Source organism: Selenomonas dianae (assembly GCF_030644225.1).
Lineage (GTDB): Bacteria > Bacillota > Negativicutes > Selenomonadales > Selenomonadaceae > Centipeda > Centipeda dianae.
Genome location: NZ_CP128650.1, coordinates 1,511,721 through 1,537,500 on the forward strand (window position 1 = coordinate 1,511,721; position 25,780 = coordinate 1,537,500).

Genomic DNA, 25,780 nt, shown 5'->3' on the forward strand with positions numbered 1-25,780 from the left:
TTACTGGATCGTAAAGACCCGGCAGGATTTCTTTACCTCCAGTTTCGGCAGTACCACATGCAGAATCCCCGCCTCATAGGACACGGATACCTCTGTTTCATCCACATCATCAATGAGGAAGGAGCGTTCAAATACACCCGCCTTGCGCTCGTGACAGAGGTATTTCGTCTCGGACTCCTCGGGCACGCTGCGCTCCGCCTTGATCCTCAGACGACCGTCCTCATTGTAGGAAACCTCAATCGCATCCTTCGTAAATCCCGGCAGCTCCGCGAACAGTTCATAAGCGCTCTCGCCGTCGATCACATCGACGCGGAACGGAAAGAGCATCCCGCCAACCTTGTCGAACGGATTAAACGAATGCTCCATCACGGTCTCAAGAGCCTTGCCAAGCATCTCCTGCCCCTTTTCGGCATTTTCTTTCAAATTGAACGGCAATGGACGAAACATAGCGACCACCTCCAACATGATGTATCAATCTACGCTTTCATTATAACAATAAAGGGCGTTCTTTTCAAGCAAGACAATTTTAGAACAAAAAAGGCGACGCATGAAAACGCCGCCCCGGAAGTTCTCAAAGAGCCGCAAGCATATCCTGCACGCCCTTCAAATAGGTATCGCGTGCAAAGTTCACAAGCTCTCCTGTCCTGCGAATCTTTACCTCGATGCTGCCGTTTTCAAGCGTCTTTGGACCGATGGCGATGCGCACGGGATAGCCGATCAGATCGCAGTCGTTGAACTTCACGCCCGCACGCTCGCGCCGATCATCGAGCAGCACGTCCACACCCGCCGCACGGAGTTCCTCGTAGATCTCCTCGGCGTACGCGAGCTGCTCCTCCACCTTTGCATTGACCGCGACGACAACGACCTCATACGGCGCAATCGCACGCGGCCAGATGATGCCGTGCTCGTCATGGTTCTGCTCAATCGCCGCCGCCATCGTACGCCCGACACCGATGCCATAGCACCCCATCTGCAGCGGCTGTGCCTTGCCCGCCTCGTCGAGGAAGGTCGCGCCCATCGCCGCGCTGTATTTTGTGCCGAGCGCAAAGATCTGCCCCGCCTCGATGCCGCGCCCGATGTGGAGATGCCCCTGCTCGCAGACGGGACACGCATCCCCCTCTTCGACAAGGCGAATATCCGCCACCGTCACCGCCCCAAAGTCACGCTTCGGATTCACATTCATATAGTGGAAATCCGCCTCGTTTGCCCCCGAAACGGCATTGTGCATCCGCATCGCCGTTTCGTCAACAACGATATGCGTCCCCTCCTTGACACCGATCGGGCTCATAAAGCCGGGACAGCCGCCCACTGCACGGATTGCCTCTTCGTCCGCCATACGCAGCTCACGTGCGCCCGGAACGGCATTCGCGAGCTTCACCTCATTCACCTCGTGGTCGCCGCGCAGGAATGCGAGGATGAGGGTATCGTCCTCCGTCTGATAGGCGACCGCCTTGATCGTCTTTTCCACGGGAATCTTGAGGTATTCCGCAAGCAGCGCTATCGTGCTCGTATGCGGGGTCGCCACCTTTTCGAGCGGCAGTTCCGCCTCGTCGGGTGCGTCGATGGGACGCAGTGCCGCCTTTTCATCGCTCGCCGCATAGCTGCACGCATCGCAGCACGCAATGCGCGACTCGCCCTCGGGTGCGAGCACGGTGAACTCCTCGGAGTGCCCGCCGCCGATCGCGCCGCTGTCCGCCTCCACTGCGCGGAAGTCCAGACCGCAGCGCGTGAAGATATTCGTGTACGCAACGGACATCTTGCGGTAGGACTCGTTCATCCCCTCGACATCCTTATCGAAAGAATAAAGGTCTTTCATGATAAACTCGCGGCTGCGCATCACGCCGAAGCGCGGGCGACGCTCGTCGCGGAACTTGTCCTGAATCTGATAGAGCAGCACGGGCAGCTGCTTGTACGAGCGCAGCTCATCGCGCACAAGTGCCGTAATCATCTCCTCATGCGTCGGTCCCATGCAGAACTCACGGTCATGACGATCCTTCACGCGAATCATCTCCGCACCGTATGCCCCCCAGCGCCCGCTCTCCTCCCAGAGTTCGGACGGCTGGAGGATCGGCATCATGATTTCCTGTCCGCCCGCCGCATCCATCTCCTCGCGGATGATCTGCTCAATCTTGCGGATCGTGCGCCACGCGAGCGGCAGATAGCTATACATACCGCCCGCAGACTTGCGGATCAGCCCCGCACGATACATGAGCCGGTGGCTCGCAATCTCCGCCTCGGCGGGCGTATTTCTAAGTGTGGGCGCGTACAGATTCGTAGCTCTCATGACGATTTGCGTTCCTCCAATATCGCATCAATTTCCCGAAACAGTTCGGGAAGCAATTCTTCTTCCTTCACCTTGCGGACAACCTCACCCTTGCGGAAGATCAGCCCCTCGCCGTTGCCGCCCGCGATGCCGACATCGGCACCGCGTGCCTCGCCGGGGCCATTCACAACACAGCCCATCACGGCGACCTCGATGGGGTCTTCCATGCCGCGCAGACGCTCCTCGACCTTCTCGGCGATCTCCACGAGGTTGATGCTCGTGCGCCCACAAGTCGGACAGGCGACAAGCGTCGGACCGTATTCCTTCAGCCCGAGCGCCTTCAAGATCTCGTTCGCCGTGCGCACCTCGACCACGGGATCGCCCGTCAGTGAGATGCGGATGGTATCGCCGATGCCCTCCGCGAGCAGTGCGCCGACACCGACCGAGGACTTGATGATCCCCGTACCTGCCGTGCCCGCCTCCGTAATGCCGAGGTGCAGAGGGTAGTCGACACGCTCGCTCATGAGACGGTACGCCGCAAGCGTCAGCGGCACATCATGCGCCTTCAGCGAGATCTTCATATCGTAGAAGTCCAGTTCCTCCAACACACGCACATGCTCCATCGCAGACTCTACAAGAGCCTCCGCTGTGACGCCGCCGTATTTCATGAGAAGCTTGTGGTCAAGGGAACCGGCGTTGACACCGATGCGGATGGGGATCCCCCCTGTGCGTGCCGCCGCAACGACCTTCTTCACGCGCTCCGTCCCGCCGATGTTGCCGGGGTTGATGCGCAGCGCGGCAACGCCCTGTGCCATCGCCTCAAGCGCGAGTTTATAGTCAAAGTGGATGTCGGCGACGAGCGGTGTCTTGACCTGCTGCACAATATTGCCGAGGTTCTTTGCAGCCGCCATATCGGGTACGGCAACGCGCACAATATCGCAGCCCGCCGCAGCAAGTTCGCGGATCTGCTGAACGGTCGCCTCCGTATCCGTGGTCTTCGTATTACACATGGACTGCACGGAGATGGGCGCATCGCCCCCGATGGGGATGCCGCCAATGTGAATCTGCCGCGTCCTACGGCGCTCATAATTTGCCATACGCGGATCAGCCTCCTGCAAAGATACGCATTACATCATTCTTCATCGCGAGCAGCATAAGCAGAACGATCAGACCAACGCCCGCATTTTGGACATAGTGCATGACCTTCGGACTGAGTGGCTTGCCGCGTACCGCCTCCACGCAGAGTGTGAAGAAGTGTCCGCCGTCGAGCGCAGGAACGGGCAGGAGATTGATGATCGCAAGGTTGAGACTGAGCAGTGCCGCAAAGTTCAGCAACGGCACAATGCCCATCTCCGCAACCTCACCCGCCATCTGCGCCACACCGATGGGGCCTGCGAGTTCCGAGCCGGACATCTCCATGATAATACGGTAGAGTGCATCGAGCATCATGACGACAATCATCGCCGTCCGCTCAAACGCCATCGAAACGGATCCCAAGAACCCCGGATATGTGCTTTCATAGGCATTTACGATGCCGATGACACCACGATCATGCGCCGCATCATAGTGTGGCGTGACGCTCACCGTCAGTTCCTGCCCCTGACGATCCACCTGCATCGTCAGAGGCACTGTCCCGTGGTTCGTACGAATCGCGTCCACCATCTCCTGCCACGTCGCAATCGGCTTTCCGTCGATTGCAACAATGCGGTCATTTGCCATCAGCCCGGCATTCGCCGCAGGGTTATCCGCGAGCACCGTACCGAGGACGGGAGCGGGATTCGGGGTCTGCACCCCGACAAAGAAAAAGATGCCGAAGAAGAGAACAACGGGCAGGATAACGTTCATTGCCGAGCCCGCCAGAATCACAATCATACGCGAGAGAATCGGCTTTTTACAGTAACCGCGCTCCCCCGCTTCATTGTCATCCGCCGTCATACCCGCTATGTCATTGAAGCCGCCGAGCGGTACGAGGCGGATCGAGTAGACTGTCTCGCCATAGCGAAAACGCACAAGACGCGGGCCAAAACCGATGGCGAACTCATCGACACGCATCCCCGTCAGCTTCGCCGTGATAAAATGCCCGAGTTCATGCACAAAAACGAGAAGCCCAAAGACAAATACCGTCGCCAGAATTTTTTCTAACATCAAAACTCCTTTATTGCCCTTTCATCGAAGTACGAAGTACACCGTATAGTAGTAGACAAGCGGTGCCGTAAAGAGCACGCTGTCAAAACGATCCCAAATACCGCCGTGTCCAGGGATGATCGCTCCGGAGTCCTTGATCCCCGTATGTCTCTTCATCAGCGATTCCACAAGATCCCCGAGCGTTCCGAGCACGGCGATCGCCGCACCGAGTCCCGCCATTTGCGTGAGCGGCATATGGAGGACATAGCCGAGTCCCGCCACCGCCGCAATCGTGCCGACAAGACCGCCGAGAAATCCCTCGACCGTCTTGTTCGGGCTGATCGCAGGTGCGAGTTTGTGCGAGCCGAACGCACGCCCCGCAAAGTAGGCAAAGCTGTCACTTGCCCACGTCCCGATGAACATGACCCAGACCATCGCCGTTCCGAGATCGAACGTCTCAATCGGTGTCACGAAGCTATCGCCCGTGAGCGTGCGCAGCATAATGAGATGTGCAAAAGGCAGCCCGATGTAGGCGATGCCCGCTACAGAGATACACACATCCGGAACAGACACATCCCCGCGTAAGAGCACCGACATGATGAGGACAAGCACCGTCGATCCCATCAGCACAAGCAGGATGACATCGAGCTGCCCAAGGTATGCACCGTACAGCATACCGCCGATGCCGATCAGCCCCGAAAACAGCGTGGGATTGCCGCCGCGGCGGGAAAAGGCACGCGTGAACTCGAACCATGCGAGTATGGCGATTACCGCCGCTGCAATGACAAAGGAAGTCCCGCCCTTCTGTATGACGTAGCCCGCAAGAGCAATGCCGATCACTCCCGAAATAATGCGCGTAATCAAATCAAGCCTCCCACCTATTCCTCGGTATCCAGTCCGCCGAAGCGGCGGCTGCGCCCTGCAAAATCTTCAATCGCACGCGCCAGATCCTCCGGCGTAAAATCCGGCCAATGCGTATCCGTAAAGTACAGTTCCGCATATGCCGACTGCCAGAGGAGAAAGTTGCTGAGCCTGAGATCACCGCTCGTGCGGATAAAAAGGTCAACCGGAGGATCCTCGCCCGTATCGAGCGTATGTGAAAAGACCTCCTCGTCGATCCCATCCACCGATAGCTCTCCCGATGCCACACGCGCGGCAATCGTGCGTGCAGCACGTACGATTTCGTCCTGACTGCCATAGTTTGCCGCTAAGTTGAAATGAATGCCCGTATTGTTCGCCATCAAAGCCTCGGCTTCCGCCATGCGTTTCTGAAAGCGTTCCGTAAAGCGGTCGCGTCGCCCGATGAAGTGCAGACGCACCTGCTCCGCGTGCATCTCCGCAAGCTCCTGCGCAAGGAAGGAATCAAACAGACGCAGTAAAAAATCGACCTCGCGCTGCGGCCGTTTCCAATTCTCCGTGGAGAATGCGTAGACGGTGAGCACCTCAATGCCCATATCGGAAGCGGCACGCACAATCCGCTTGAGCGTGCGCGCCCCCTCCTCATGACCTGCCGAGCGGGATTTCCCCTTGGACTTTGCCCAGCGGCCGTTTCCATCCATGACGATGGCAATATGGCGCGGCAGATGCGCACGGTCAACCGCAATACCGGACGGAAGAACCTCCGCCGCGGCATCAGGGGTGCGTTCCCCACCAAATATCTTTCTCCACATCGTTATCCCTATCCTTCCGGGCAATCGCGCTGCGCATTCTACCAAAACACCCCTCCGACAACTGCCGGAAGGGGGCGTACCCGCTCGCGGGATTTTTCTTCATAGGCGGCAACGGACGGACTTCGTGCCGGTGCGGGGGTCAGTGTAAACACGGGATCGCCATCCCCGCCCCGCACACGAACGACATAAGGCGCTGCTTCATCCACGGCAAAGAACGTGCGCGGAGACCGTGTTTCCTTGCACACATAGAGGGAATGTTCCGCCGCCAACAGGGAATGCACATCTGCCCACGGGCGTGCCAAACGAGAATCCTCCATCAGATCTCCATGACCTCTTTTTCCTTTGCCGCGCGCATCTCTTCCATCTGTTTGACGAACTTGTCCACGAGTTTCTGCACGGAGTCCTGCCCGCGCTTGGACTCGTCCTCATTGATCTCCTTGTCCTTTTCGAGCTTCTTGATCGCTTCGTTCGCGTCGCGGCGGATGTTGCGCAGCGCAACCTTCGCCTCCTCCGTCTTCTTGCCAACGGTCTTGATGAGTTCTTTGCGGCGTTCCTGCGTCGGCTGCGGAATCGCGAGGCGGATCACCGTGCCGTCCGAGTTTGGCGATAGACCAAGGTCAGACTTCGAGATGGCGATCTCAATATCATGCAGGATGGATTTCTCCCACGGCGTAATGACGATCATATGCGGCTCCGGCACCGTCACCTTTGCGATCTGGTTGACCGAGGTCGGCGTTCCGTAGTACGGCACCATCACCTTATCGAGGAGATTCGGCGTTGCACGCCCTGCACGAAGAGAGGAGAACTCCCGACGGAGCGCCTCGATCGCCTTGTTCATATTTACCTCATGCTTCGCGAGAATATCCTTAATCATACAGCTTCGCCTCCTACAGTCGTTCCAATCGCCTCACCAAAAGAGGCGCGCGCGATATTTGCATACGCGTCAATATTAAACACCACAATGGGGATCTTGTTCTCCATGCACAGACTCGTCGCCGTCGCATCCATGACCGCCAACCCCTTCTTGAGGATGTCGATGTAGGTCAGCGTCTCAAAACGCTTCGCATCGGGGTTCTTGTTCGGATCGGAGTCATAGATCCCGTCCGTCCCCTTCTTCGCCATGAGAATGACATCCGCCTCGATCTCAGCCGCACGCAGCGCCGCTGTCGTATCCGTCGAGAAATACGGATTGCCCGTACCCGCACCGAAGATCACAACGCGCCCCTTCTCCATATGGCGGATAGCGCGGCGGCGGATGTACGGTTCGGCCACCTGACGCATCTCGATCGCACTCTGGACACGCGTATCGACATCCTGCTTTTCAAGGGCATCCTGAAGCGCAAGTGCATTCATCACCGTCGCCATCATGCCCATGTAGTCCGCCGTCGTGCGATCCATCCCCTTTGCACTGCCCGAGAGACCGCGCCAGATATTGCCGCCGCCGACCACAATCGCAACGTCGATTCCATGATCGCGCACCTTCTTGATCTGTGCCGCAATCGACTCCACAACCGACGGATTGATGCCGAACCCTTGATCTCCCGCGAGAGCCTCTCCGCTGAGTTTCAAGACGACGCGCCGATATTTCGCTTCCACGATGACTCCTCCTGTCTGTTCTTTGCGCCATTATAGCATATTTCATTGAAAAAATCCTGTGTCTGTCTGCAAAAAAGGGGTGCTATGCGAAGCAAAATGCTCCGCACAACAACCCCTTCTCTTCATGCGCTTACTGCATCTGCGCAGCAACCTCCGCAGCGAAATCTTCCTGCTTCTTTTCGATCCCCTCACCGAGCTGGAAACGTGTAAATGCCTTGATCTCGACGCCGCCGAGCACATCCGCGATCTTCTTCTCCGGATCCTTCACGAACTTCTGCTCAAGCAGGCAAACCTCTTCGTAGAACTTGTTGATACGCCCCTCGACCATCTTCTCAATGATCTTCTCGGGCTTGCCCTCCTCAAGTGCCTGCTTGCGAAGCACTTCCTTTTCATGCTCAATGTGATCTGCCGTCACGCCGGAGCGGTCGATCGCAAGCGGCGATGCCGCCGCAATCTGCATGGCAATATCCTTGCCGAGCTGCTCGTCGCCACCCGAGAGTTCCACGAGTACGCCGATCTTGCCGCCCATATGGATGTACGTCGCAACGCGTCCCGCACTCTCATAGCGCACAAAGCGGCGCAGCGAAATCTTCTCGCCGATCGTCGCCGTCGCCTCGGTGATGAGCGATGCGACATCCTTGCCGTCGAGCGTGCTTGCATTCAGTGCATCAAGATCTGCGGGATTCGTTTCTGCGATGTGCTGTGCAACCTTCGCGCTCAGCGCACGGAACTGTTCATTGCCCGCCGCAAAGTCCGTCTCGCAGTTGATCTCAACGACCGCGCCGACCTTTGCATCCGGTGCGAGATACGCCGTCACAGCCCCCTCAGCCGCGATGCGCCCCGCCTTCTTCTCCGCCTTTGCAATGCCCTTCTCACGCAGATAGTCGATCGCCTTCTGCATATCGCCGTCCGTCTCGGCGAGCGCCTTCTTGCAGTCCATCATTCCTGCGCCCGTACGCTCGCGCAGTTCCTTCACCATTGCAGCACTGATTGCCATTGTAGTTCCTCCCAATACATTCATAAAAAAGGGGCAAGGGATAACACTCCCTTACCCCTCGTTTCATTCTTTACTCAGCCGCAGCCGTCTCCTGCGCGCCGCCCTGGTTGCCCTCAAGCACAGCATCCGCCATGCAGCCCGTGAGGAGCTTCACCGCACGGATCGCATCGTCGTTGCCCGGGATTACATAGTCGATCTCATCCGGATCGCAGTTCGTGTCAACGATCGCAACAATGGGGATGTTCAGCTTGCGTGCCTCGGCGACTGCAATCCGCTCCTTGCGCGGGTCAACAACGAAGAGTGCGCCCGGCAGACGGTTCATATCCTTGATGCCGCCCAGATAGCGCTCAAGCTTCTCCTTCTCGTGACGGAGCCCCTGCACTTCCTTCTTCGTCAGCACCTCAAACGTGCCGTTTTCCTCCATCTCCTCAAGCGTCTTGAGGCGGTGGATACGGCGCTGGATCGTCTGGAAGTTCGTCATCATGCCGCCGAGCCAACGCTCGTTGACATAGAACATATTCGCACGCAGAGCCTCCTCACGGATTGCCTCCTGCGCCTGCTTCTTCGTACCGATGAAGAGAACGGACTTGCCCTCCTGCGCAACGCTGCGGAGAAAGTTGTACGCCTCGTCTACCTTGCGCACCGTCTTCTGCAGGTCGATGATGTAGATGCCGTTGCGCTCCGTGAAGATGTAACGTGCCATCTTCGGATTCCAGCGGCGCGTCTGGTGTCCGAAGTGGACACCTGCCTCCAGAAGCTGCTTCATAGAAATTACTGCCATGGAAAATACCTCCTGTTGTTCTTCCACGTCCCTCATCTGCCGCACCACCGCGCAGAGCACGGCACAGAGCGGCTATCGGGTACGCGTGATTTTTTAAGGAATCGCTGAATTTATCAGTGCTTCCTAAACACTGCGAAACATTATAGCATAAGAAATACTGCGTGACAACGTTCCTGTGATATTTTTTTACAAAAAAATGGAGAGCAAACCGCTCCCCATCTTCCGAATTTCGTTCATCATGCTCAATGCGGCTTTGCCTGCATCTCCGTTACATCCACACCCTTCGGGGCGTACAGAATGATTGTACTCGATACGACACGCGCCGTACCGTGGAGAACATAGCAGGCACCGTTCAGGAAGTCGCAGACGCGACGGCGCTCCGGCTCACTCAGGCAGTCAAAATTGACCGTCACCGCGATCCCCTGTTTCAGCTGAGCCACTGCCGTACCAACATCATCGTAGCGGCGCGGGCGGTGAATGCGCACCTTGAGCTCTGCCACCTTCGTCGTATGAACCGTCAGCGGTGTCCCGCCGTCTCCGGTCGAGGGGGGACGCTGTGCGGACGCGGATGTGCCATACCCCGCCGCAAAGGAAACAGTACCGCCATTCGCCACGCGACGCTCGGTCATCATCGTATGCTGCGCCGATGTCTGCTGTATGGGCTGCTCCTCTTCCTCCTCGTACACATCCTCCTCGGCAGCGGGGATAAATGAGTCTACAACGCGCGAGGTCATATCCTTCACTCGTGAAAACAACGAATTTGCACCCATTTATCTCTTCCTTCCTTAAATAGATGTAATTTCCACACGATTAGTGACAAGTTCTCAATTCCGTAACGGTGTCATACTATCACATTTCTTTCAGAAATGCAAGACATCCACGATGAAAGCAAAATTTCCCGCCCATAGCATGACTTTTCTACTATGTTACTTACGTGCATTCTTTGCCGCACGGCCACGCGCCGTACGATCCAAAATTGCCTTGCGCAGCCGAATATTTTCGGGCGTCACCTCAACCAGCTCATCGTCGTTGATGTACTCAAGCGCCTGCTCCAAACTGAGAATGCGCGGCGGCGTGAGACGGATCGCCTCATCCGAGGCAGAGGTACGCATATTCGTGACATTCTTCTTCTTGCACGGATTGATGTCCATGTCAATATCACGCGTATTCTCACCGACAATCATTCCCTCATATACCTGCTGCCCCGGTGAGATAAACATGGTTCCGCGATCTTGCAGCGAGAAAATACCGTAGCCCGTCGTTTCCCCCTGCTCAAATGCCACGAGAGAACCGTGCGAGCGGCCGTTCATATCGCCCTTGTACGGAACATACCCATGGAATACATGGTTCATGATTCCGTTGCCCTTCGTGCTCGTCAGCAGTTCCGAACGGAAGCCGATCAGACCGCGTGCGGGGATGAAGAACTCCATGCGGATGTAGCCCGAGAGCTCCGTCATGTTCGACAGCTCCGCCTTGCGCGTACCAAGAGCCTCCATCACCGAACCCATGTACTCCTGCGGCACCTCGACCGTCAGATTCTCCATCGGCTCGCATTTCTGCCCGTTGATCGTCTTATAGACGACCTCGGGCTTGCCGACCTGCAGCTCATAGCCCTCGCGGCGCATCTGCTCAATCAGAATGGAGAGATGCAGTTCGCCGCGCCCCGAGACCTTGAACACGTCCGCAGAGTCCGTCTCCTCGACGCGCATCGCCACGTTCGTCTCGATCTCCTTGAAAAGGCGGTCGCGAATGTGACGCGAGGTGACAAACTGCCCCTCGCGCCCGGCAAAGGGGCTCGTATTGACGCCGAACGTCATTGAGAGCGTCGGCTCGTCAATATTGATCGATGGCAGCGCCTCCGGATTCTCGGCATCCGCCACCGTATAACCGATGCTGACATCTCCAAGCCCCGTCAGTGCGACGATCTCGCCCATGCCCGCCACATTCACGTCAACGCGCCGAAGCCCCTGATAGACATAGACCTTGCCGACCTTTGCCTTTGTTTCATGATCGCCGCTGATAATGACGACATTCTGGTTGGGGCGCACCGTTCCACGAATGATACGGCCAATGGCGACACGCCCCACATAGTCGTCCGCCTCCAGCGTCGTCACCATCATCTGCAGAGGGCCTTCCGCATCCCCCTGCGGTGCCGGAATCTCCTTTACAATCGTCTGCATCAGAGGCTCCAGATTGTCGCTCTCATCCTCCATCTTGAACTTTGCGACACCATCACGCGCCGTCGCATAGATCACGGGGAAGTCCAGCTGATCGTCGTCCGCGTCAAGTTCCATGAACAGCTCCAGAACCTCGTCATAGACATCATCCACGCGCTGATCGGGACGGTCAATCTTATTGATGACCACAATCGGCTTGAGTTTCTGCTCAAGCGCCTTACGCAGCACATACTTCGTCTGCGGCATCGGACCCTCGAACGCATCAACAAGCAGGAGAACACCGTCCACCATATTGAGAACGCGCTCCACCTCGCCACCAAAATCCGCGTGACCCGGCGTATCCACAATATTGATCTTGATACCGTCATAGAGAATCGCCGTATTCTTCGAGAGGATCGTAATGCCGCGCTCGCGCTCAATATCCCCCGAGTCCATCACGCGCTCACTGACCTGCTCATTCGAGCGAAATACGTGGCTCTGACGCAGCATGGCATCCACGAGCGTCGTCTTGCCGTGATCGACGTGCGCAATGATTGCGATGTTGCGCAGTTTTTCATTCGTCATATGTGAAATGTGCCTCCCCAAAATTTCCGTGCAAAAAGATAGCGTGTCTATCTTATTATAGGCACGCCGCTTTGTCAATATCTTTATAAGCTGCTGCTGGGGAAGCACTGATAAATTCAGCGCCGCCGTCTTATCGCCAAAGATCTTGCGCGGATCGTTATTGCCGCACGCCTCAATCCGTCACAGTTCCTTCGGTTGCGGGAATGAGTTGTGACAAATATGGCACGTCCTTGTCATGCGGCACCAATTCTTTTAGCTCGTCCAGTTTCCTCTTCGCCTTTTCGATTTGCCCTTGCATCGCATAGATCTTCACTCTCCGCTTCTGAAAAGCGATCCACCTCTCCGAATCCTCTGCGGCTGCAGAGGAAAGCTCTCCGATATTGCAGTAATCCTCCACTTGCTCATTCGATACTTCGCTAAGCGAGAGCAGCCAGCCCGCAATCCCTTTGAAAAGCTCTTTTCGAGAATCTTGAATACTCTGTGGATTTTCACTATGATATACGCCGAAATTCTCCCACGCCATCAGTTGATGTGTGTACCGGCAGCTGACCATTTCAATGAAATACCGCAGTTTCTCCGAGTCAGGCATCTGCGCATTCAATAAAAGATTGGCGGTATCCCGAAGCGCGTTCATATATACTCCATATAAAAAATCCCGATTGCGCTGACTGACGGGACCGAACGCGTTTAAGTAGTCCATGGCGGCTTCATGCAAAATCTGATCGCATTGAATGCGCTGCGGATGCATGGTATAAGACGTAGATTTGGGGGACATATAATACTTATGCAGCGACCGCGGCAAAATTCCGACGCGTCTCGCATTTTGAAACACACGCATCGTATTGAACGTATCGCCGCCGTAAGCGACAGGGTAGTTCGGGCAATCTTCATGTCTTGTGATATAGTTCCGAAGGGATCTTCCTTTATATAATTTTCCCCAACAGGTTCTCATAAAACAATGATAGTACGGAAATAGTTCCGCAAATTGCTGCCCCTCCAAGATCAGCGTCGCATGGAGCAAACGCTGACTGACCAATCTGTTCTCTTGTGCCGTATCCAGGAAATCATTGCCGCAGCAGGCAACGTCCAAGTCGTTCTCCTGCATAAAATCAAGCATTTCCTCAAAAAATGTCGGCAGATATTCGTCGTCAGCATCGAGTTCACAAAAATAATCGTCGTCCCCCACATGAAGCGGCAAATCGATATATTCCGCACTGCCGTCCCAAACGTGATTCACTTCGTTATAAAATGGAACAATGCGGCGATCCAATTTCGCATACGCCTCGATAATCCGGCGGGTGGCGCCGCCGTCTGTGGAGCCATTGTCACACAGATAGTAGATATAGTCCGTATGCGTCTGATGAAGGACGCTGTCCACAGCACGCTGCAATGTTTCGGAGGCATTATAAGCGTGCGTTCGTATATATATCTTCTTCATAGCAGCCCCTTTCATTGATATGTTCCATTTTATCAGTGATTCCTATACTTTTTCAAACAAAAACAAACGGTTGACCTCATGGCTTGGATCCGGATGCTGATCCTTGAGCGCAAAGCCGTTTTGCGCCAGCATATCAATCACTTCCTGCTCCGTGAAATGACTGACATAAGCCGAGGCACGTCTGCCCTCTATATCCGGAAACCGTTCCAGCGTCATATACGATAAAATAATTTTCTGTTTCGTTGTTGCAGCTACATGGCGCAGTAGGGACTTGGTCGTGGTTAAAAACTCCAATATTCCGGTAAGCACAGCAACATCGGCGGATATATCGGGGAAATCCCCCGCATTCAAATCACATACGATGGTTTCATCCGAACGTCGAATATAATCAATGGGATAGTATTCCACACAACTGGCAGGCAGAAGTGTTTTCAAAAACATCTCGCCGGCGCCATAATCAATGACCGAGTGAACATTTTCATCGATCCACATGGCAACATCCCTGTTCCGAATGCGCATCCGCTTCCAATCAGCGTTTTTATCCAACGCGGACCAAGTGACGTTCTCCACTGTAAACAGCGCATACGAGAGGATCCGATCTTCCGAAATGCCCAAGTCCTCCAACTGCTTTTTTATTTCATGAAAGAACACCGCCGATGAAATCAAAACATTGGCATTCGGATAAGCCGCCCTCATCTCCTGCGGCGAAAAAACCTTCCGTCCATTCTGTCCATGCTCCTGTTTTTCCGTATGATTATCGACAAGACAGGCGATCGGTATCTGATGTGCATCGCAATACGCGATGATTTTCGCCCCCATTCCCCCCATGCCAAACAGCGCAAGAGGACGCTCGGTCAATCGTAATTTGAGCCCTTCAGGGTCTTTCGGCTGTATCAACATACATTCTTCCTTCATCCTTCTCAAGCCATTTTGCTTTTCCTTACCAGTTCCGAAATAGCATCTGCATTGGCAAAGTTGACCGCCGTCAACGCCTCATCGGCAATTTCAACATCAAACGCATTCTCCAACTGTGCGGCCAAATGAAGAATTGCAAGGGAATCCAAAATACCACTTTGGATTAGCTCGGTCGTTTCCGTTATTTCTTCATAGGGTCGGATCTCGTTCATGATCTCGATAATTTTTTTAACCACGGGGTACACCTCTCCATTGCGGCAGCGGTTCTGCCGGCTTTACCATTGTTCTTTCAGCTTAAGTCGATCAATCTTGCCGTTCGCATTGAGCGGCAGGGCTTCCAAATCCACGATAAGGGCAGGCAGCATATAATGCGGCAAACCGTTTTTCAAATGCTGATACAATGCTTTTTTGTCGATGTCCTCGGCAGCAACAAAAAGGATAATCCTCTGCTTTTCCGCATCATACAAAGCGCAGCTCTGCTTGACATCCCGATATGCGCTTGCCGCTGTCTCAATCTCCCCCAATTCAATTCGGTGTCCCATATGCTTGATCTGGTAATCCTTGCGCCCCAGGTACAGCAGTTCGCCATACTGATTATATCGTACCAAATCACCGGTACGATATATTTTTTCGGGGTACATCGTATTGAGCGGATTCTGCGTGAATGCAGCAGCCGTTTTTTCGGGACTGCGATAATACCCATAAGACAGACAGGTTCCCCTGACGCACAGCTCGCCAATCTCTCCATCGGCAACCGCCTCGTCCCGTTCGTTCAACACCAAAATTTCGGTGTTACGACAAGGAAATCCAATCGGAAGGCTTTCCGTATCCGAAAATTCACGTTCCACAATAAAATAGGCGCAAACATCCGTAATCTCGGTAGGACCGTAGAGATTCGCGTACAAGGCATGGGGAAGGGCGCGCCGCCAAACATTCAACTGCGCGGTCGGCATCACTTCACCGCAAAACAAAACCTTCTCGATCCCTTTGGGGCAGACCGTATCCAAGGCACCCGAGTTCGCAACAAGGACAAGCGCCGACGGCACCCAAAAGATCGTATTGATCCCGACCTCATCCAGATAGCGGCACAGCCGTTTCGACGATAAGAATTTTTCCTCCGGAATGATGACCATTTTGCCGGCATTTTTGACGGTACTGTAAATGTCAAGAATCGAATTGTCAAAGTAGAACGGCGCTTGGTTTCCAAACACCGTACGCTCGGAAAACGCAAACGTCTCCGCAAGCCACTCGGTATAATCGATCACCGAACGGTGACTGACGACCACGCCTTTGGGTATGCCGGTGGAACCGGAGGTGAACATCACATACAGCGGATCGGTGTCGATCACCGTTCGCCGGATCTTGTCGAGGACACTGTCATCGACCGTCTGGGCATGCAGCTCTTCGAGATCCATCACCACGGCATCTACGGCAACCTCTGCAGCGGCTTCATGATGCATCCGATCTGTGATGACGACGGCAGGACGCAGCGTGTCCATAATACTGTGCAGCCGTCCCTTCGGCATTGCCGTGTCCAGCGGCGTGTAGAAATTCCCGCTGTATGCCGCCGCAAAGAATGCGATGATGCAGTCCACACCTTTGGGTAAATACACGGCGACAGGCTGGCATTTTTTCCCGCCGACAGATGCAGCAATGGCAGAGGCCAATGCCCGACTTTGCGATGCAAGCTGAGAAAAGGTCAACCCTCGCGCCGCATCCTGAACTGCAATTTTATCCGGGCAGTGCGCAGCAGAGTATTGTAAGTATTGGGTGACATTCGTAAGCATAGCATCCCCTACCCCATAACAGAGCGAATCGCCTCGGATTCATGAAAAAATTTCAACAGTTTGCGCCGACCGGCATAGTTTGAGGTTTCATCGATCGTATTCGCTGCTGCAAACTCATCTGCCGTGAGCAGGAAGCTGGCATCTGCAACATGATAGTCCAGACCTTCGCGATCCAGAAAGCTGTACAGCTTCGTAAAATTCTCTTGGTACCTCGCTTTAAAATCCGTCCCGAAGAAGTGTTCCCCCTGCATATAGTTGACCGGCGGCACGTAGAGAACAAGGGGAATCCCGTACTCATTCAAGAGGCGGATGGTCTTTTTCAAATACACGACCCCTTCCGTTTCCTCCTTGATGTGAAACAAATAGTTCATCTGCATATACAGCTTCTCGCTCGTATCGTCCTCCGTTTTCTTAAACGAGGCAAACGACTCCACTTGGAAGCGGCGGAACCGCTCTTCGGCAAGCTCTGCATACGCGGAGAACTCTGCCCGCGGGTGCTCTGTGGCGTCCACCAAGCGGCGCATTAACGTCGGGTGCTGCGTGCGCGGCATAAGATGCGCTTTTGGAGTCAATGCCTCCATCACCAACAATACTACGACTGCTATCGAATGTCCCCCCCGATCCAGCAGACTGCGGAGGATATGGTAATGCGCCTGCTGACCAAGGCCATGCACCGCAAGCACCTTGCAGTGCTCTTGACCGAAGCTCATTTTCATCATATCGCCCAAGGAATCCGTCACTTGATCTGTCAATGCGATATGCGAGAAGGCACAGTCCCCCATAACCAGCATATGATCGCCGACCGTCCGTTGATATTCCGCAAGATACGCATCATAAATTGATAGATCAAAGGAGAACCAGTCCCGCCCCTCCTCCAGCCCCGCTTCGGTCAACTGATCTCTCATAGATCCGCTGTTTTCCGGCGAAACGAGGAAAACCTGCCGCCCCCGATAAGACAGGGCATCGCTCAGCGAGCAAATATCATAGGCATGGATGAGATGCCCCTGTTTCTCGGGATTGTTATCACAAAAAACAATCTTGTGAAATCCATGCTGTTCCAAGATGTGCAGCAGACAGCAGCCGCGTATTCCGGCACCGAAGATCACGATCCGACGTTCGGCGAGAATATCCCTGAGCCGTACAACCTCGGATTGAAAATATTGGTACACGAGAGCATTCTCTGACGTGACCGGCCATGCAAAATTTATTTTTTCATGCATCGTTTGTTCGTTCCTCCAATCGTTCCAATATCCCGTCTTTATAGGGATCAAGAATATCCCCGGAGCCTGTCACCGTATTAAAAGGCACGAAACATTCTTTGCAGGATCTCTGCTGATGGCGCGTCAAACGCAAATGCTCCTTCAAAAAATCCAGTCGCTGACGGCTGTTCCATGCCTCCTGCAAGGTCGTATCATGGATACTGCCCAGGCTCATCGGCGGTGGAAGATTGGTACAGGGGTAGATTTGCCCGTTCGGTGCTACGAACATCTTATAAAAGACCAGCGGACAGTAATCCACCGTGCCGCATTCATACGCATATTTATTGACGGTTTTATCTGCCTTGACATCTATATTCTGCCAGAGGGGGACTACATTTTCCACAAAGATGCTGTCCGCAATGCCATCAAAAAGTTCGTAGAAATGACGTTTGCTTTCCTGTACAGCTTCACTCCCAAACGCGGCATCCGCGATCTTAATATGAATCTTCAACTCCTTTGCTTTCATCTCGTACAGGAGCTTCAAATGATTGTAGAATCGCTCAAAATCTATGTTCGCTCCGCAGGTACGCTGATACGCTGCGGCATCCAGCCCTTGCAGCGAAACGACAATGCGTGAAAATCCCGCTTGCGCGATACGCGAAGCATTATCCTCCGTCAAAAGCGATGCATTCGTATGCATATCAATGCGCTCGGCGACATCCAATTGTTTCAGAAGATGCACCATATCGACAAGATGCGGATTGCACAAAGGCTCGCCGTGTCCCGACAGCGAAACCAACTTCAATTTCTGAGGGAACGCCTTGAGTTGCCATGCGGCCTTTTCAAAGACCGCCGGGGACATCAGCTCGCCGGCGGCAGCGAAACTCCAACTCTCATCCTTTTCCCCCGACCGAAAGCAATAACTGCACTTGAAATTACAGCGCTCACTTAGATCCAAGATCACAGAAAAGGGAGTCTCCAATGGTAATTGTTCGCCTAAAACGACACGATTGGCATAATAAGATGGCTCGATAATGGTCATGATACAATACCTCGTTTAAGGAGTCGCTGATGAAACAGTCCTGCGGATGGGTACAGATTTTTCGTCCTCCCCTTCCCGCAACACGGTCAAGGATTCTTTTCGCAGCGTACTCCACACACGATTCTCCATCCTATTGCACAGCATACAGCACCGTGTCCAACAAGTTGTCACTGTAATGACGCAGCGCAAATTGATAGCCCACATCATAGCCTGTCAATAATTGAGGCAAGGTATAGACGTCCTCCGGTTTGTGATACGCGCAAATCGCCAGTTTCGGTCGAACGCTCTTGATGACATTTTCCGCACCAAGAAGCGCCTCTTTCTCCGCGCCTTCGATATCCAGCTTTATCAAGGTCGGTTGATCGGGCAAATCCGAAAAAAAATGATCCAGGCTCGTCACCTGTATGATGCCGTCGCCTGATTCGGAAAGCTTTGAACTTGCGCGCAAATTTGTACGATAGTGGCGTTCGGCTTCGCTGCACCACAGACCTTTTTGCACCAATGTCATACGCTCAATACCCGCGAGGTTTTGAACGGCTCTCCCATAGTTGGCATCATCAATTTCAAAACCGTAATAGTGCCGGAATTGCCCCTTCGTCTGATGAACGAACGCCATCGCCGTATCGCCATCGAACATTCCCCCGTCCACAAAGACTTCCTCGCTGCCCAACATGACCCCCGCCGAACGATCAAAATATTCTACGCCTTGAGACGGTCTGAACGGCGCGGACAGTAAATAGCCTTCCACGCGACTGCATATAATCGCTTTGGAAATATCATCCGCAAAAAAATGATACGCCCACTCATATCCATCAACATACGGCAGGAAGTCCTCGACCGTCATTGCATGGATCGGCAGGTTTGCGACGAAGAAAATACGATCCTCCGATATGCCCGACAAGAGCAGATTCTGTCGAATCTCATGCGCATGAGCGATGGAACATATCAGTATATTTGCCCCATTGTAATGGGGGGATAAATCTTTCGGAGGAATGATCGGCAGCGCGGTATCTGTATGAACCCCACCCCTGCTGCGGTCACAAAAACAGTCCGGATGGATGCCGTTTCGGACAAGCCATTTGGCAGTGCGTGCTCCGAGATCACCTGCTCCATACAAAACAAGTGGACTGCCGTGAAATTGATCCCGCAGATGTCGGATGTCTGAGCGGAACGCTGCGCTTTCGCATTGTAAGCGTATTTGAGAGAACCATTCGCGAAATTTGCTCATAGGTACCTTTCCACCCATTCCTTTTCAAAGTCAAGTATGAACTCACTCTGTAAAAATTCTTCTCGACATAACTGCAGCGCATGAATCATGGCATGAAGCTGCCCGGTACAATCGGACAACGCAAAACGATGTATCTTATCCACCATGGAAATCATAAACGACCATTCAAAATACCGAAACGCCGCCGCGCTGTTCGGGAACAGACCGCTCAGCCAGATAGTGCGCTCCCTGTAGGTACGAAGATATTCATCAAGCGTCTGAGGTGTCAGCAGACGATAGTTTGTCGTCCATGCGGAGTGGTTTCCTCCGTGCCGATGGAACGTGTATTTCGGCTGTCCGTGATAGGCAACCCGCTTCGGAAGTGCAAGCAAGCGGTACATGAGCGCAATATCATCGTATGTACCATCCTCGGGAAACCGCAGGTTGGCGGCAATTTTACGCCGGTACAGCTTTGTGGGGAATGCCATATTATACTTTTTACGCCACATGAGTTCAATCAGGGCTTCCTCGGCGGTCATGATGCGCTTTTCGTCAAATGCCTTGTCCGCCGCCCCGCAGATGCTGACCTCCGCATTGTTCTCAACCGCAAGATTATACAAAAACTCCAAAAAATCCGGCGTACAGCTATCGTCGTCGTCCACAAACGCAATGTAATCGCCCTTTGCCGCATCCAAGCCCGCATTGCGCCCGGAACCGATGTTGCCGCGTTCCCGATGAAGGACGCGGATTCTGGAGTCCTTCGCGGCGTATTCGTCAGCAATCACGCCGGAACGATCCGTCGCTCCGTTATCTACAATGATAAACTCAAAATCACGAAATGTCTGGGCGAGAATACATTCTATCATACGCCCAACAAACATCTCGCGGTTATATGTCAGCATGATTACACTGATCTTCGTCGCCATCTCCAACCTCACACCTTCCATGGCATAACGCCGCAATTACCGTAGTGTTCCGGCACAATTCTTTCCGCCGATTCTCTCTGCATTGCCAATGTCATCACTGCTTGCCTAATTCTTGCAGCTTTTACAGCACGCATTATAGACACAAAAAAACACATCTATTCCACGAAAAACGTAGACTAAATGTGATTCGGGATAAGGACAGTATCACAAAACTTAACAATGCAAAAAGAACAGAAACTCCTGTCTGTCTGTCTGTCTGTCTGTCTGTCTGTCTGTCTGTCTGTCTGTTGAAAGTATACACATATTGATGCACGGTTGTCACCCTCTATGCCGAAAAAAGGTATAAGATACGAAATTTATTATACTCCAAAAGATACTATATGTCGATACAAAAAAGTCCCCACATTCGTGGGGACTCAATATCACCGTATTACTTTCCCTTGCTCTGCGCCTCGACCGAACGCTGCCAGTTCTTGTAGAACTGCTCGGAGAGGGATGTGAAAACCGCCACCGTGTCTCCGTCCGACTTGTTCGCACGCACCTCGTAAGTATAAAGCAGTTCATTCGAACCGGAGCGATAAACATCGAAGAAGAACGTCGTACGACTGTTGTTCGCAACCGTTAAAATGATGTATGCATCCGCATAGGAGGCGACATGATCCTTAAACACCTTCGCTGCCTCGCGGCGCGGAAGTGACTTCAGATCGATCTGATCATTCGTCTGAATCCCATTGACAATCGCATCATAGGATACAATATTCGCATGGGTAATGCGGCTCGCGTCCGAAATCACCTGTGTCAGAATCTCAATCGACGGTGCCGTATCTCCCACCTGAATATAAAGAGGAGCACCGATTGCCAAACGGTTGACATTCGTGATGACAGCGCCCTCCGGCAACGTCACCTTGTCGGAATAGGGGGATGCCCCTACCGGGAGCGCAAAAAGCGCCAGACACAGAACAAGTGCCATCTGGACGAATCTCTTCATAGATATATCTCCTCCTTAAATTCATGGCAAAATACGGTTTTGCTGAGTGTCATTCTACACTATTATTTCATATTTTACAAGAAAAAGCACATGAGAACATACATCAAAATTTTCAAAACAAAAAACCGTATCATTTTCGATACGGTCAAACGCAATGGCAGGGGCAGTAAGACTTGAACTCACAACCTACGGTTTTGGAGACCGTTGCTCTACCAGTTGAGCTATACCCCTATGGGGCGACTTATGGGGATCGAACCCATGCGTGCTGGAGCCACAATCCAGTGTGTTAACCGCTTCACCAAAGCCGCCATATAAATTTTATAAAGAAACTCGTGAACCGCGTGATTCACGAGTCCCCTTGCGGCAACTACCTACTCTCCCACGTCGTCTCCAACGAAGTACCCTCGGCCTTTGAACGCTTAACTACTGTGTTCGGAATGGGAACAGGTGGAACCGTTCAGGCATCATCACCGCATACTTGAGTGCTTGTCCACTCAAAACTTCACAGAAGAAACTTCCTTGCAAATGTATTGGGTAAAACTACCTTAGTATGTAGTCAAGCCCTCGACCGATTAGTGCTGGTCAGCTCCACACATTGCTGTGCTTCCACACCCAGCCTATCTACCTTGTCTTCTTCAAGGGGTCTTACTTCCTTTTAGGAATGAGATACTTCATCTCGGGACAGGCTTCACGCTTAGATGCTTTCAGCGTTTATCCCTTCCGGACGCAGCTACCCGGCCGTGCCCTTGGCAGGACAACCGGTACACCGTTGGTCCGTCCACTCCGGTCCTCTCGTACTAGGAGCAGCCTCCCTCATGTATCTTGCGCCCGCGATGGATATGGACCGAACTGTCTCACGACGTTCTGAACCCAGCTCACGTACCACTTTAATGGGCGAACAGCCCAACCCTTGGGACCTGCTTCAGCCCCAGGATGTGATGAGCCGACATCGAGGTGCCAAACCTCCCCGTCGATATGGACTCTTGGGAGAGATTAGCCTGTTATCCCCAGGGTAGCTTTTATCCGTTGAGCGATGGCAATTCCACTCTCTTTCCACCGGATCACTAAGCCCTACTTTCGTACCTGCTCGACCCGTCAGTCTCGCAGTCAAGCTCCCTTCTGCCTTTATGCTCTTCGCGCGATTTCTGTCCGCGCTGAGGGAACCTTTGGACGCCTCCGTTGCTCTTTCGGAGGCGACCGCCCCAGTCAAACTGCCCGCCTGGTACTGTCCCGAACACTGTTAATGTTCCGGTTAGATCCTTAGCATATAAAGGCCGGTATCCCAACGGTGACTCCATCTCATCTAGCGATAAGATTTCCCAGTCTCCCGGCTATCCTGTACGTTATATGCCAAAGACCAATGCCAAGCTGCAGTAAAGCTCCATGGGGTCTTTCTGTCCAGTCGCGGGTAACCTGCATCTTCACAGGTATTTCAATTTCACCGGGTCCCTCGTTGAGACAGTGCCCAAATCGTTACGCCTTTCGTGCGGGTCGGAACTTACCCGACAAGGAATTTCGCTACCTTAGGACCGTTATAGTTACGGCCGCCGTTTACAGGGGCTTCAGTTCGCTGCTTCACCTTACGGCTAACAACTCTCCTTAACCTTCCTGCACCGGGCAGGCGTCAGCACCTATACTTCAGCTTGCGCTTTCGCAGGCACCTGTGTTTGTGGTAAACAGTCGCTTGGGCCTCTTTTCTGCCGCCGACAACAGCTCCATCTGTAAAAGACTTCACCACCATCGGCCATCCTTTTCCCGAAGTTACGGATGCATTTTGCCGAGTTCCTTAACGAGGGTTTTCCCGCGCACCTTAGGATTCTCTCCCCGCCTACCTGTGTCGGTTTTGGTACGGGCGGACGTCTTCTCGTTAGAAGCTTTTCTTGGCAGTGTAGTGCAGCTGAATTCAGATTGACCGTAGTCTTTCCTGTCTATCGGTTCTCGGCCTTATGATACGGGGATTTGCCTCCGTATCAGCCTACCGCCTTCGACGCGCTCAACCATTCGCGCGCTCAGCTTCCTTCCTGCGTCACTCCATCCTCAATCGAAGACGCCCGGTACTGGAATTTTCGCCAGTTGTCCATCGCCTATGCTTTTCGCCTCGGCTTAGGTCCCGACTAACCCCGGGACGACGAGCGTTGCCCGGGATTCCTTAGGCTTTCGGTGGACAGGATTCTCACCTGTCGTTTCGCTACTCATACCGGCATTCTCACTTCTTATCCGTCCAGCAGTCCTTCCGGTCTGCCTTCGTCCAGATAAGAACGCTCCCCTACCCAGTGTGTACCTTGGTACACACTGCCGCGGCTTCGGTTCTGTGCTTTAGCCCCGGATATTTTCGGCGCAGGGCCTCTCGACCAGTGAGCTATTACGCACTCTTTTAATGGTGGCTGCTTCTGAGCCAACATCCTGGTTGTTTTCGAAGTCCTACATCCTTCTCCACTTAGCACAGCATTTGGGACCTTAGCCGGCGGTCTGGGCTGTTTCCCTCTTGAATACGGGTCTTATCACTCGCATTCTGACTCCCAGGCTGCCCATATGAGCCATTCGTAGTTTGACTGGGGTCGGTAGGCTTTACGCCCCCTTGCCCGATCAGTGCTCTACCGTCTCTATGGTTATTCGCCTGAGGCTAGCCCTAAAGCTATTTCGGGGAGAACCAGCTATCTCCACGTTCGATTGGCATTTCACCCCTATACACATCTCATCCCAACGTTTTTCAACACGCACGGGTTCGGTCCTCCACTCATTTTTACCTGAGCTTCAACCTGGACATGTATAGATCACTGTGGTTTCGGGTCTGATCCATGCTACTGCTCGCCCTCTTAAGACTCGCTTTCGCTTCGGCTCCGCGTCTCCCGCTTAACCTCGCAGCATAAATCAACTCGCCGGTTCATTCTTCAATAGGCACGCCGTCGCACATGTAAAGTGCTCCGACTGTTTGTAGACATACGGTTTCAGGTTCTATTGCACTCCCCTCCCGGGGTTCTTTTCACCTTTCCCTCACGGTACTCATCGCTATCGGTCGTTTTGATGTATTTAGCCTTGGATGGTGGTCCACCCTGCTTCCCACCGGGTTCCTCGTGCCCTGTGGTACTCTGGATTCCTGCCCGCCTTTCACTCTTTCGTGTACGAGGGTCTCACTCTCTTTGCCGCACCTTCCCAGATGCTTCCACTAAAGTGTCCGGTTTGTTGCAGGTCCGCAACCCCAAGAAACCGAAGTCTCTTGGTTTGGGCTCTTCCCGTTTCGCTCGCCGCTACTCAGGGAATCTCGGTGCTCCACTCATGAATATTCTGGCGCATCTGCTTGTCTGATTCCTCATCTGCTTTGTCATCGTCGCTTGCCATAGCCACCGCTATGACGCGCTCCTCTTTCGTGCATCTGAGAAAATCATCCTGCGCATCTGCAATCCAGCCCATTCATGAGCGGAACACAGTTGATTTCTTTTCCTCCGACTACTTAGATGTTTCAGTTCATCGGGTGTTTTCTCCTTATCTCGAAGATAAGGTGACAAGACGTTACTCTTGCCGGGTTGCCCCATTCGGAAATCCATGAGTCAATGCTTACTTGCAGCTCGTCATGGCTTATCGCAGCTTATCGCGTCCTTCTTCGTTTCAAAACGCCTAGGCATCCGCCGTATGCCCTTCTTCACTTGACTTACGGTTCTCCTTCGCACAGGGGCGGCACTCTATCTGCCATCATCTGCTGTGTCGGCTCAGTCGACGTAGCTTACTACGCCTCCTTGCGCCTCCTTGCATCTAATGACACCTAGAGCACCGTTCCTACATCGAATCGGAACGGTTTATCTCGCGATAAAAGGTATTTTCGCTTTATCCTAATTTGCTTGGGAAAATCTTTTAGTGAGGAAAACGTCGCGTACATGAGAACGCTCCGTTTCCCTGTTTAGATTTTCTTGTTTCTTCTGTGCAGTTTTCAGTGAACAATAAGGACTACCGCAGAGACTTTCATCTCTTCGATGCGCCCTCAAAACTAGACAATGCAAAACTATAGCCAAATGACCGACCTAAGATTGTGAACCGTAGTTCATTCTAGTCCTTAGAAAGGAGGTGATCCAGCCGCACCTTCCGATACGGCTACCTTGTTACGACTTCAC

Annotated in this window: 23 protein-coding genes, 2 tRNA genes and 3 rRNA genes (1 of these 28 running past the window's edge); 1 reads left to right on the plus strand and 27 read right to left on the minus strand. The window is 53.4% G+C overall.

The window, feature by feature from the left end; genetic code table 11:
* The 18 genes from QU667_RS07445 to QU667_RS07530 all read right to left on the minus strand — a co-directional run bounded on the left by QU667_RS07445 (position 1) and on the right by QU667_RS07530 (position 17,217).
* A complete protein-coding gene (locus QU667_RS07445) occupies positions 1-447 on the minus strand; it encodes an Hsp20 family protein (RefSeq protein WP_304986582.1) in 447 nt (148 codons plus the stop codon).
* A 124-nt stretch (positions 448-571) separates the two neighbouring features.
* Positions 572-2,284 carry a proline--tRNA ligase gene (locus QU667_RS07450; protein WP_304986583.1) on the minus strand — a complete coding sequence of 571 codons (1,713 nt, stop codon included), beginning with the start codon at positions 2,282-2,284 and terminating at the stop codon, positions 572-574.
* On the minus strand, positions 2,281-3,360 hold the full coding sequence (gene ispG, locus QU667_RS07455; RefSeq protein WP_304986584.1) for a flavodoxin-dependent (E)-4-hydroxy-3-methylbut-2-enyl-diphosphate synthase: 1,080 nt from the start codon (positions 3,358-3,360) through the stop codon (positions 2,281-2,283). Before ispG ends, QU667_RS07450 begins: the two co-directional genes overlap by 4 nt.
* A gap of 7 nt (positions 3,361-3,367) precedes the next feature.
* The gene (gene rseP / locus QU667_RS07460; protein ID WP_304986585.1) at positions 3,368-4,408 is read right to left on the minus strand and encodes an RIP metalloprotease RseP; all 1,041 of its coding nucleotides are present in this window, start codon (positions 4,406-4,408) and stop codon (positions 3,368-3,370) included.
* Positions 4,409-4,429: 21 nt separating this feature from the next.
* Positions 4,430-5,251 carry a phosphatidate cytidylyltransferase gene (locus tag QU667_RS07465; RefSeq protein ID WP_304986586.1) on the minus strand — a complete coding sequence of 274 codons (822 nt, stop codon included), beginning with the start codon at positions 5,249-5,251 and terminating at the stop codon, positions 4,430-4,432.
* Between the two features lie 14 nt (positions 5,252-5,265).
* Positions 5,266-6,057 carry an undecaprenyl pyrophosphate synthase gene (gene uppS / locus QU667_RS07470; protein ID WP_304986587.1) on the minus strand — a complete coding sequence of 264 codons (792 nt, stop codon included), beginning with the start codon at positions 6,055-6,057 and terminating at the stop codon, positions 5,266-5,268.
* Between the two features lie 38 nt (positions 6,058-6,095).
* Positions 6,096-6,374, minus strand: coding sequence for a hypothetical protein (locus tag QU667_RS07475; RefSeq protein ID WP_304986588.1), 279 nt, complete (start codon positions 6,372-6,374; stop codon positions 6,096-6,098).
* Positions 6,374-6,931, minus strand: a complete 558-nt coding sequence (gene frr / locus QU667_RS07480) for a ribosome recycling factor (protein WP_304986589.1) — start codon at positions 6,929-6,931, stop codon at positions 6,374-6,376. The genes QU667_RS07475 and frr overlap by 1 nt, the downstream gene beginning before the upstream one ends.
* A complete protein-coding gene (pyrH, locus tag QU667_RS07485) occupies positions 6,928-7,653 on the minus strand; it encodes a UMP kinase (protein WP_304986590.1) in 726 nt (241 codons plus the stop codon). The genes frr and pyrH overlap by 4 nt, the downstream gene beginning before the upstream one ends.
* 130 nt (positions 7,654-7,783) lie before the next feature.
* Positions 7,784-8,650, minus strand: coding sequence for a translation elongation factor Ts (tsf, locus tag QU667_RS07490; RefSeq protein ID WP_304986591.1), 867 nt, complete (start codon positions 8,648-8,650; stop codon positions 7,784-7,786).
* Positions 8,651-8,720: 70 nt separating this feature from the next.
* Complete coding sequence (gene rpsB / locus QU667_RS07495) at positions 8,721-9,431, minus strand: 30S ribosomal protein S2 (protein ID WP_304986592.1); 711 nt, start codon at positions 9,429-9,431, stop codon at positions 8,721-8,723.
* Between the two features lie 242 nt (positions 9,432-9,673).
* On the minus strand, positions 9,674-10,201 hold the full coding sequence (locus QU667_RS07500) for a cell division protein SepF (RefSeq protein ID WP_304986593.1): 528 nt from the start codon (positions 10,199-10,201) through the stop codon (positions 9,674-9,676).
* Between the two features lie 156 nt (positions 10,202-10,357).
* On the minus strand, positions 10,358-12,172 hold the full coding sequence (gene typA / locus QU667_RS07505; protein WP_304986594.1) for a translational GTPase TypA: 1,815 nt from the start codon (positions 12,170-12,172) through the stop codon (positions 10,358-10,360).
* A 172-nt stretch (positions 12,173-12,344) separates the two neighbouring features.
* On the minus strand, positions 12,345-13,610 hold the full coding sequence (locus QU667_RS07510) for a glycosyltransferase family 2 protein (protein WP_304986595.1): 1,266 nt from the start codon (positions 13,608-13,610) through the stop codon (positions 12,345-12,347).
* Between the two features lie 42 nt (positions 13,611-13,652).
* A complete protein-coding gene (locus QU667_RS07515) occupies positions 13,653-14,510 on the minus strand; it encodes a hypothetical protein (protein ID WP_304986596.1) in 858 nt (285 codons plus the stop codon).
* A gap of 20 nt (positions 14,511-14,530) precedes the next feature.
* Complete coding sequence (locus tag QU667_RS07520) at positions 14,531-14,737, minus strand: phosphopantetheine-binding protein (protein ID WP_304986597.1); 207 nt, start codon at positions 14,735-14,737, stop codon at positions 14,531-14,533.
* Between the two features lie 63 nt (positions 14,738-14,800).
* Positions 14,801-16,312: an amino acid adenylation domain-containing protein gene (locus QU667_RS07525; protein WP_304986598.1), complete on the minus strand. Its 1,512-nt coding sequence runs from the start codon at positions 16,310-16,312 to the stop codon at positions 14,801-14,803.
* A gap of 8 nt (positions 16,313-16,320) precedes the next feature.
* Positions 16,321-17,217, minus strand: a complete 897-nt coding sequence (locus QU667_RS07530) for a hypothetical protein (RefSeq protein WP_304986599.1) — start codon at positions 17,215-17,217, stop codon at positions 16,321-16,323.
* 84 nt (positions 17,218-17,301) lie between these two features.
* On the opposite strand from QU667_RS07530, the gene QU667_RS07535 reads away from it, so the two are divergent.
* On the plus strand, positions 17,302-17,496 hold the full coding sequence (locus QU667_RS07535) for a hypothetical protein (protein WP_304986600.1): 195 nt from the start codon (positions 17,302-17,304) through the stop codon (positions 17,494-17,496).
* 28 nt (positions 17,497-17,524) lie between these two features.
* On the opposite strand, the gene QU667_RS07540 is transcribed toward QU667_RS07535, so the two are convergent.
* The 9 genes from QU667_RS07540 to QU667_RS07580 all read right to left on the minus strand — a co-directional run.
* Positions 17,525-18,553: a radical SAM/SPASM domain-containing protein gene (locus QU667_RS07540; RefSeq protein WP_304986601.1), complete on the minus strand. Its 1,029-nt coding sequence runs from the start codon at positions 18,551-18,553 to the stop codon at positions 17,525-17,527.
* 130 nt (positions 18,554-18,683) lie between these two features.
* Positions 18,684-19,781 carry an FkbM family methyltransferase gene (locus QU667_RS07545; protein ID WP_304986602.1) on the minus strand — a complete coding sequence of 366 codons (1,098 nt, stop codon included), beginning with the start codon at positions 19,779-19,781 and terminating at the stop codon, positions 18,684-18,686.
* Positions 19,778-20,662 (minus strand): glycosyltransferase family 2 protein, encoded by an 885-nt coding sequence (locus tag QU667_RS07550; protein WP_304986603.1) that lies wholly within the window; start codon positions 20,660-20,662, stop codon positions 19,778-19,780. Before QU667_RS07550 ends, QU667_RS07545 begins: the two co-directional genes overlap by 4 nt.
* Positions 20,663-21,116: 454 nt before the next feature.
* Positions 21,117-21,674, minus strand: coding sequence for a coenzyme F(420) biosynthesis enzyme (locus QU667_RS07555; RefSeq protein ID WP_304986604.1), 558 nt, complete (start codon positions 21,672-21,674; stop codon positions 21,117-21,119).
* Positions 21,675-21,829: 155 nt separating this feature from the next.
* Positions 21,830-21,905 (minus strand) — tRNA-Trp (locus tag QU667_RS07560).
* 1 nt (position 21,906) lies between these two features.
* Positions 21,907-21,982: transfer RNA gene (locus QU667_RS07565), tRNA-His, on the minus strand.
* Positions 21,983-22,032: 50 nt separating this feature from the next.
* Positions 22,033-22,149 (minus strand): 5S ribosomal RNA (rrf, locus tag QU667_RS07570).
* Between the two features lie 77 nt (positions 22,150-22,226).
* Positions 22,227-25,324: ribosomal RNA gene (locus tag QU667_RS07575) — 23S ribosomal RNA — on the minus strand.
* Positions 25,325-25,726: 402 nt separating this feature from the next.
* Positions 25,727-25,780: ribosomal RNA gene (locus QU667_RS07580) — 16S ribosomal RNA — on the minus strand; it runs 1,492 nt beyond the window's last position.
* Together the 16S, 23S and 5S rRNA genes with 2 tRNA genes alongside form the textbook arrangement of a ribosomal RNA operon.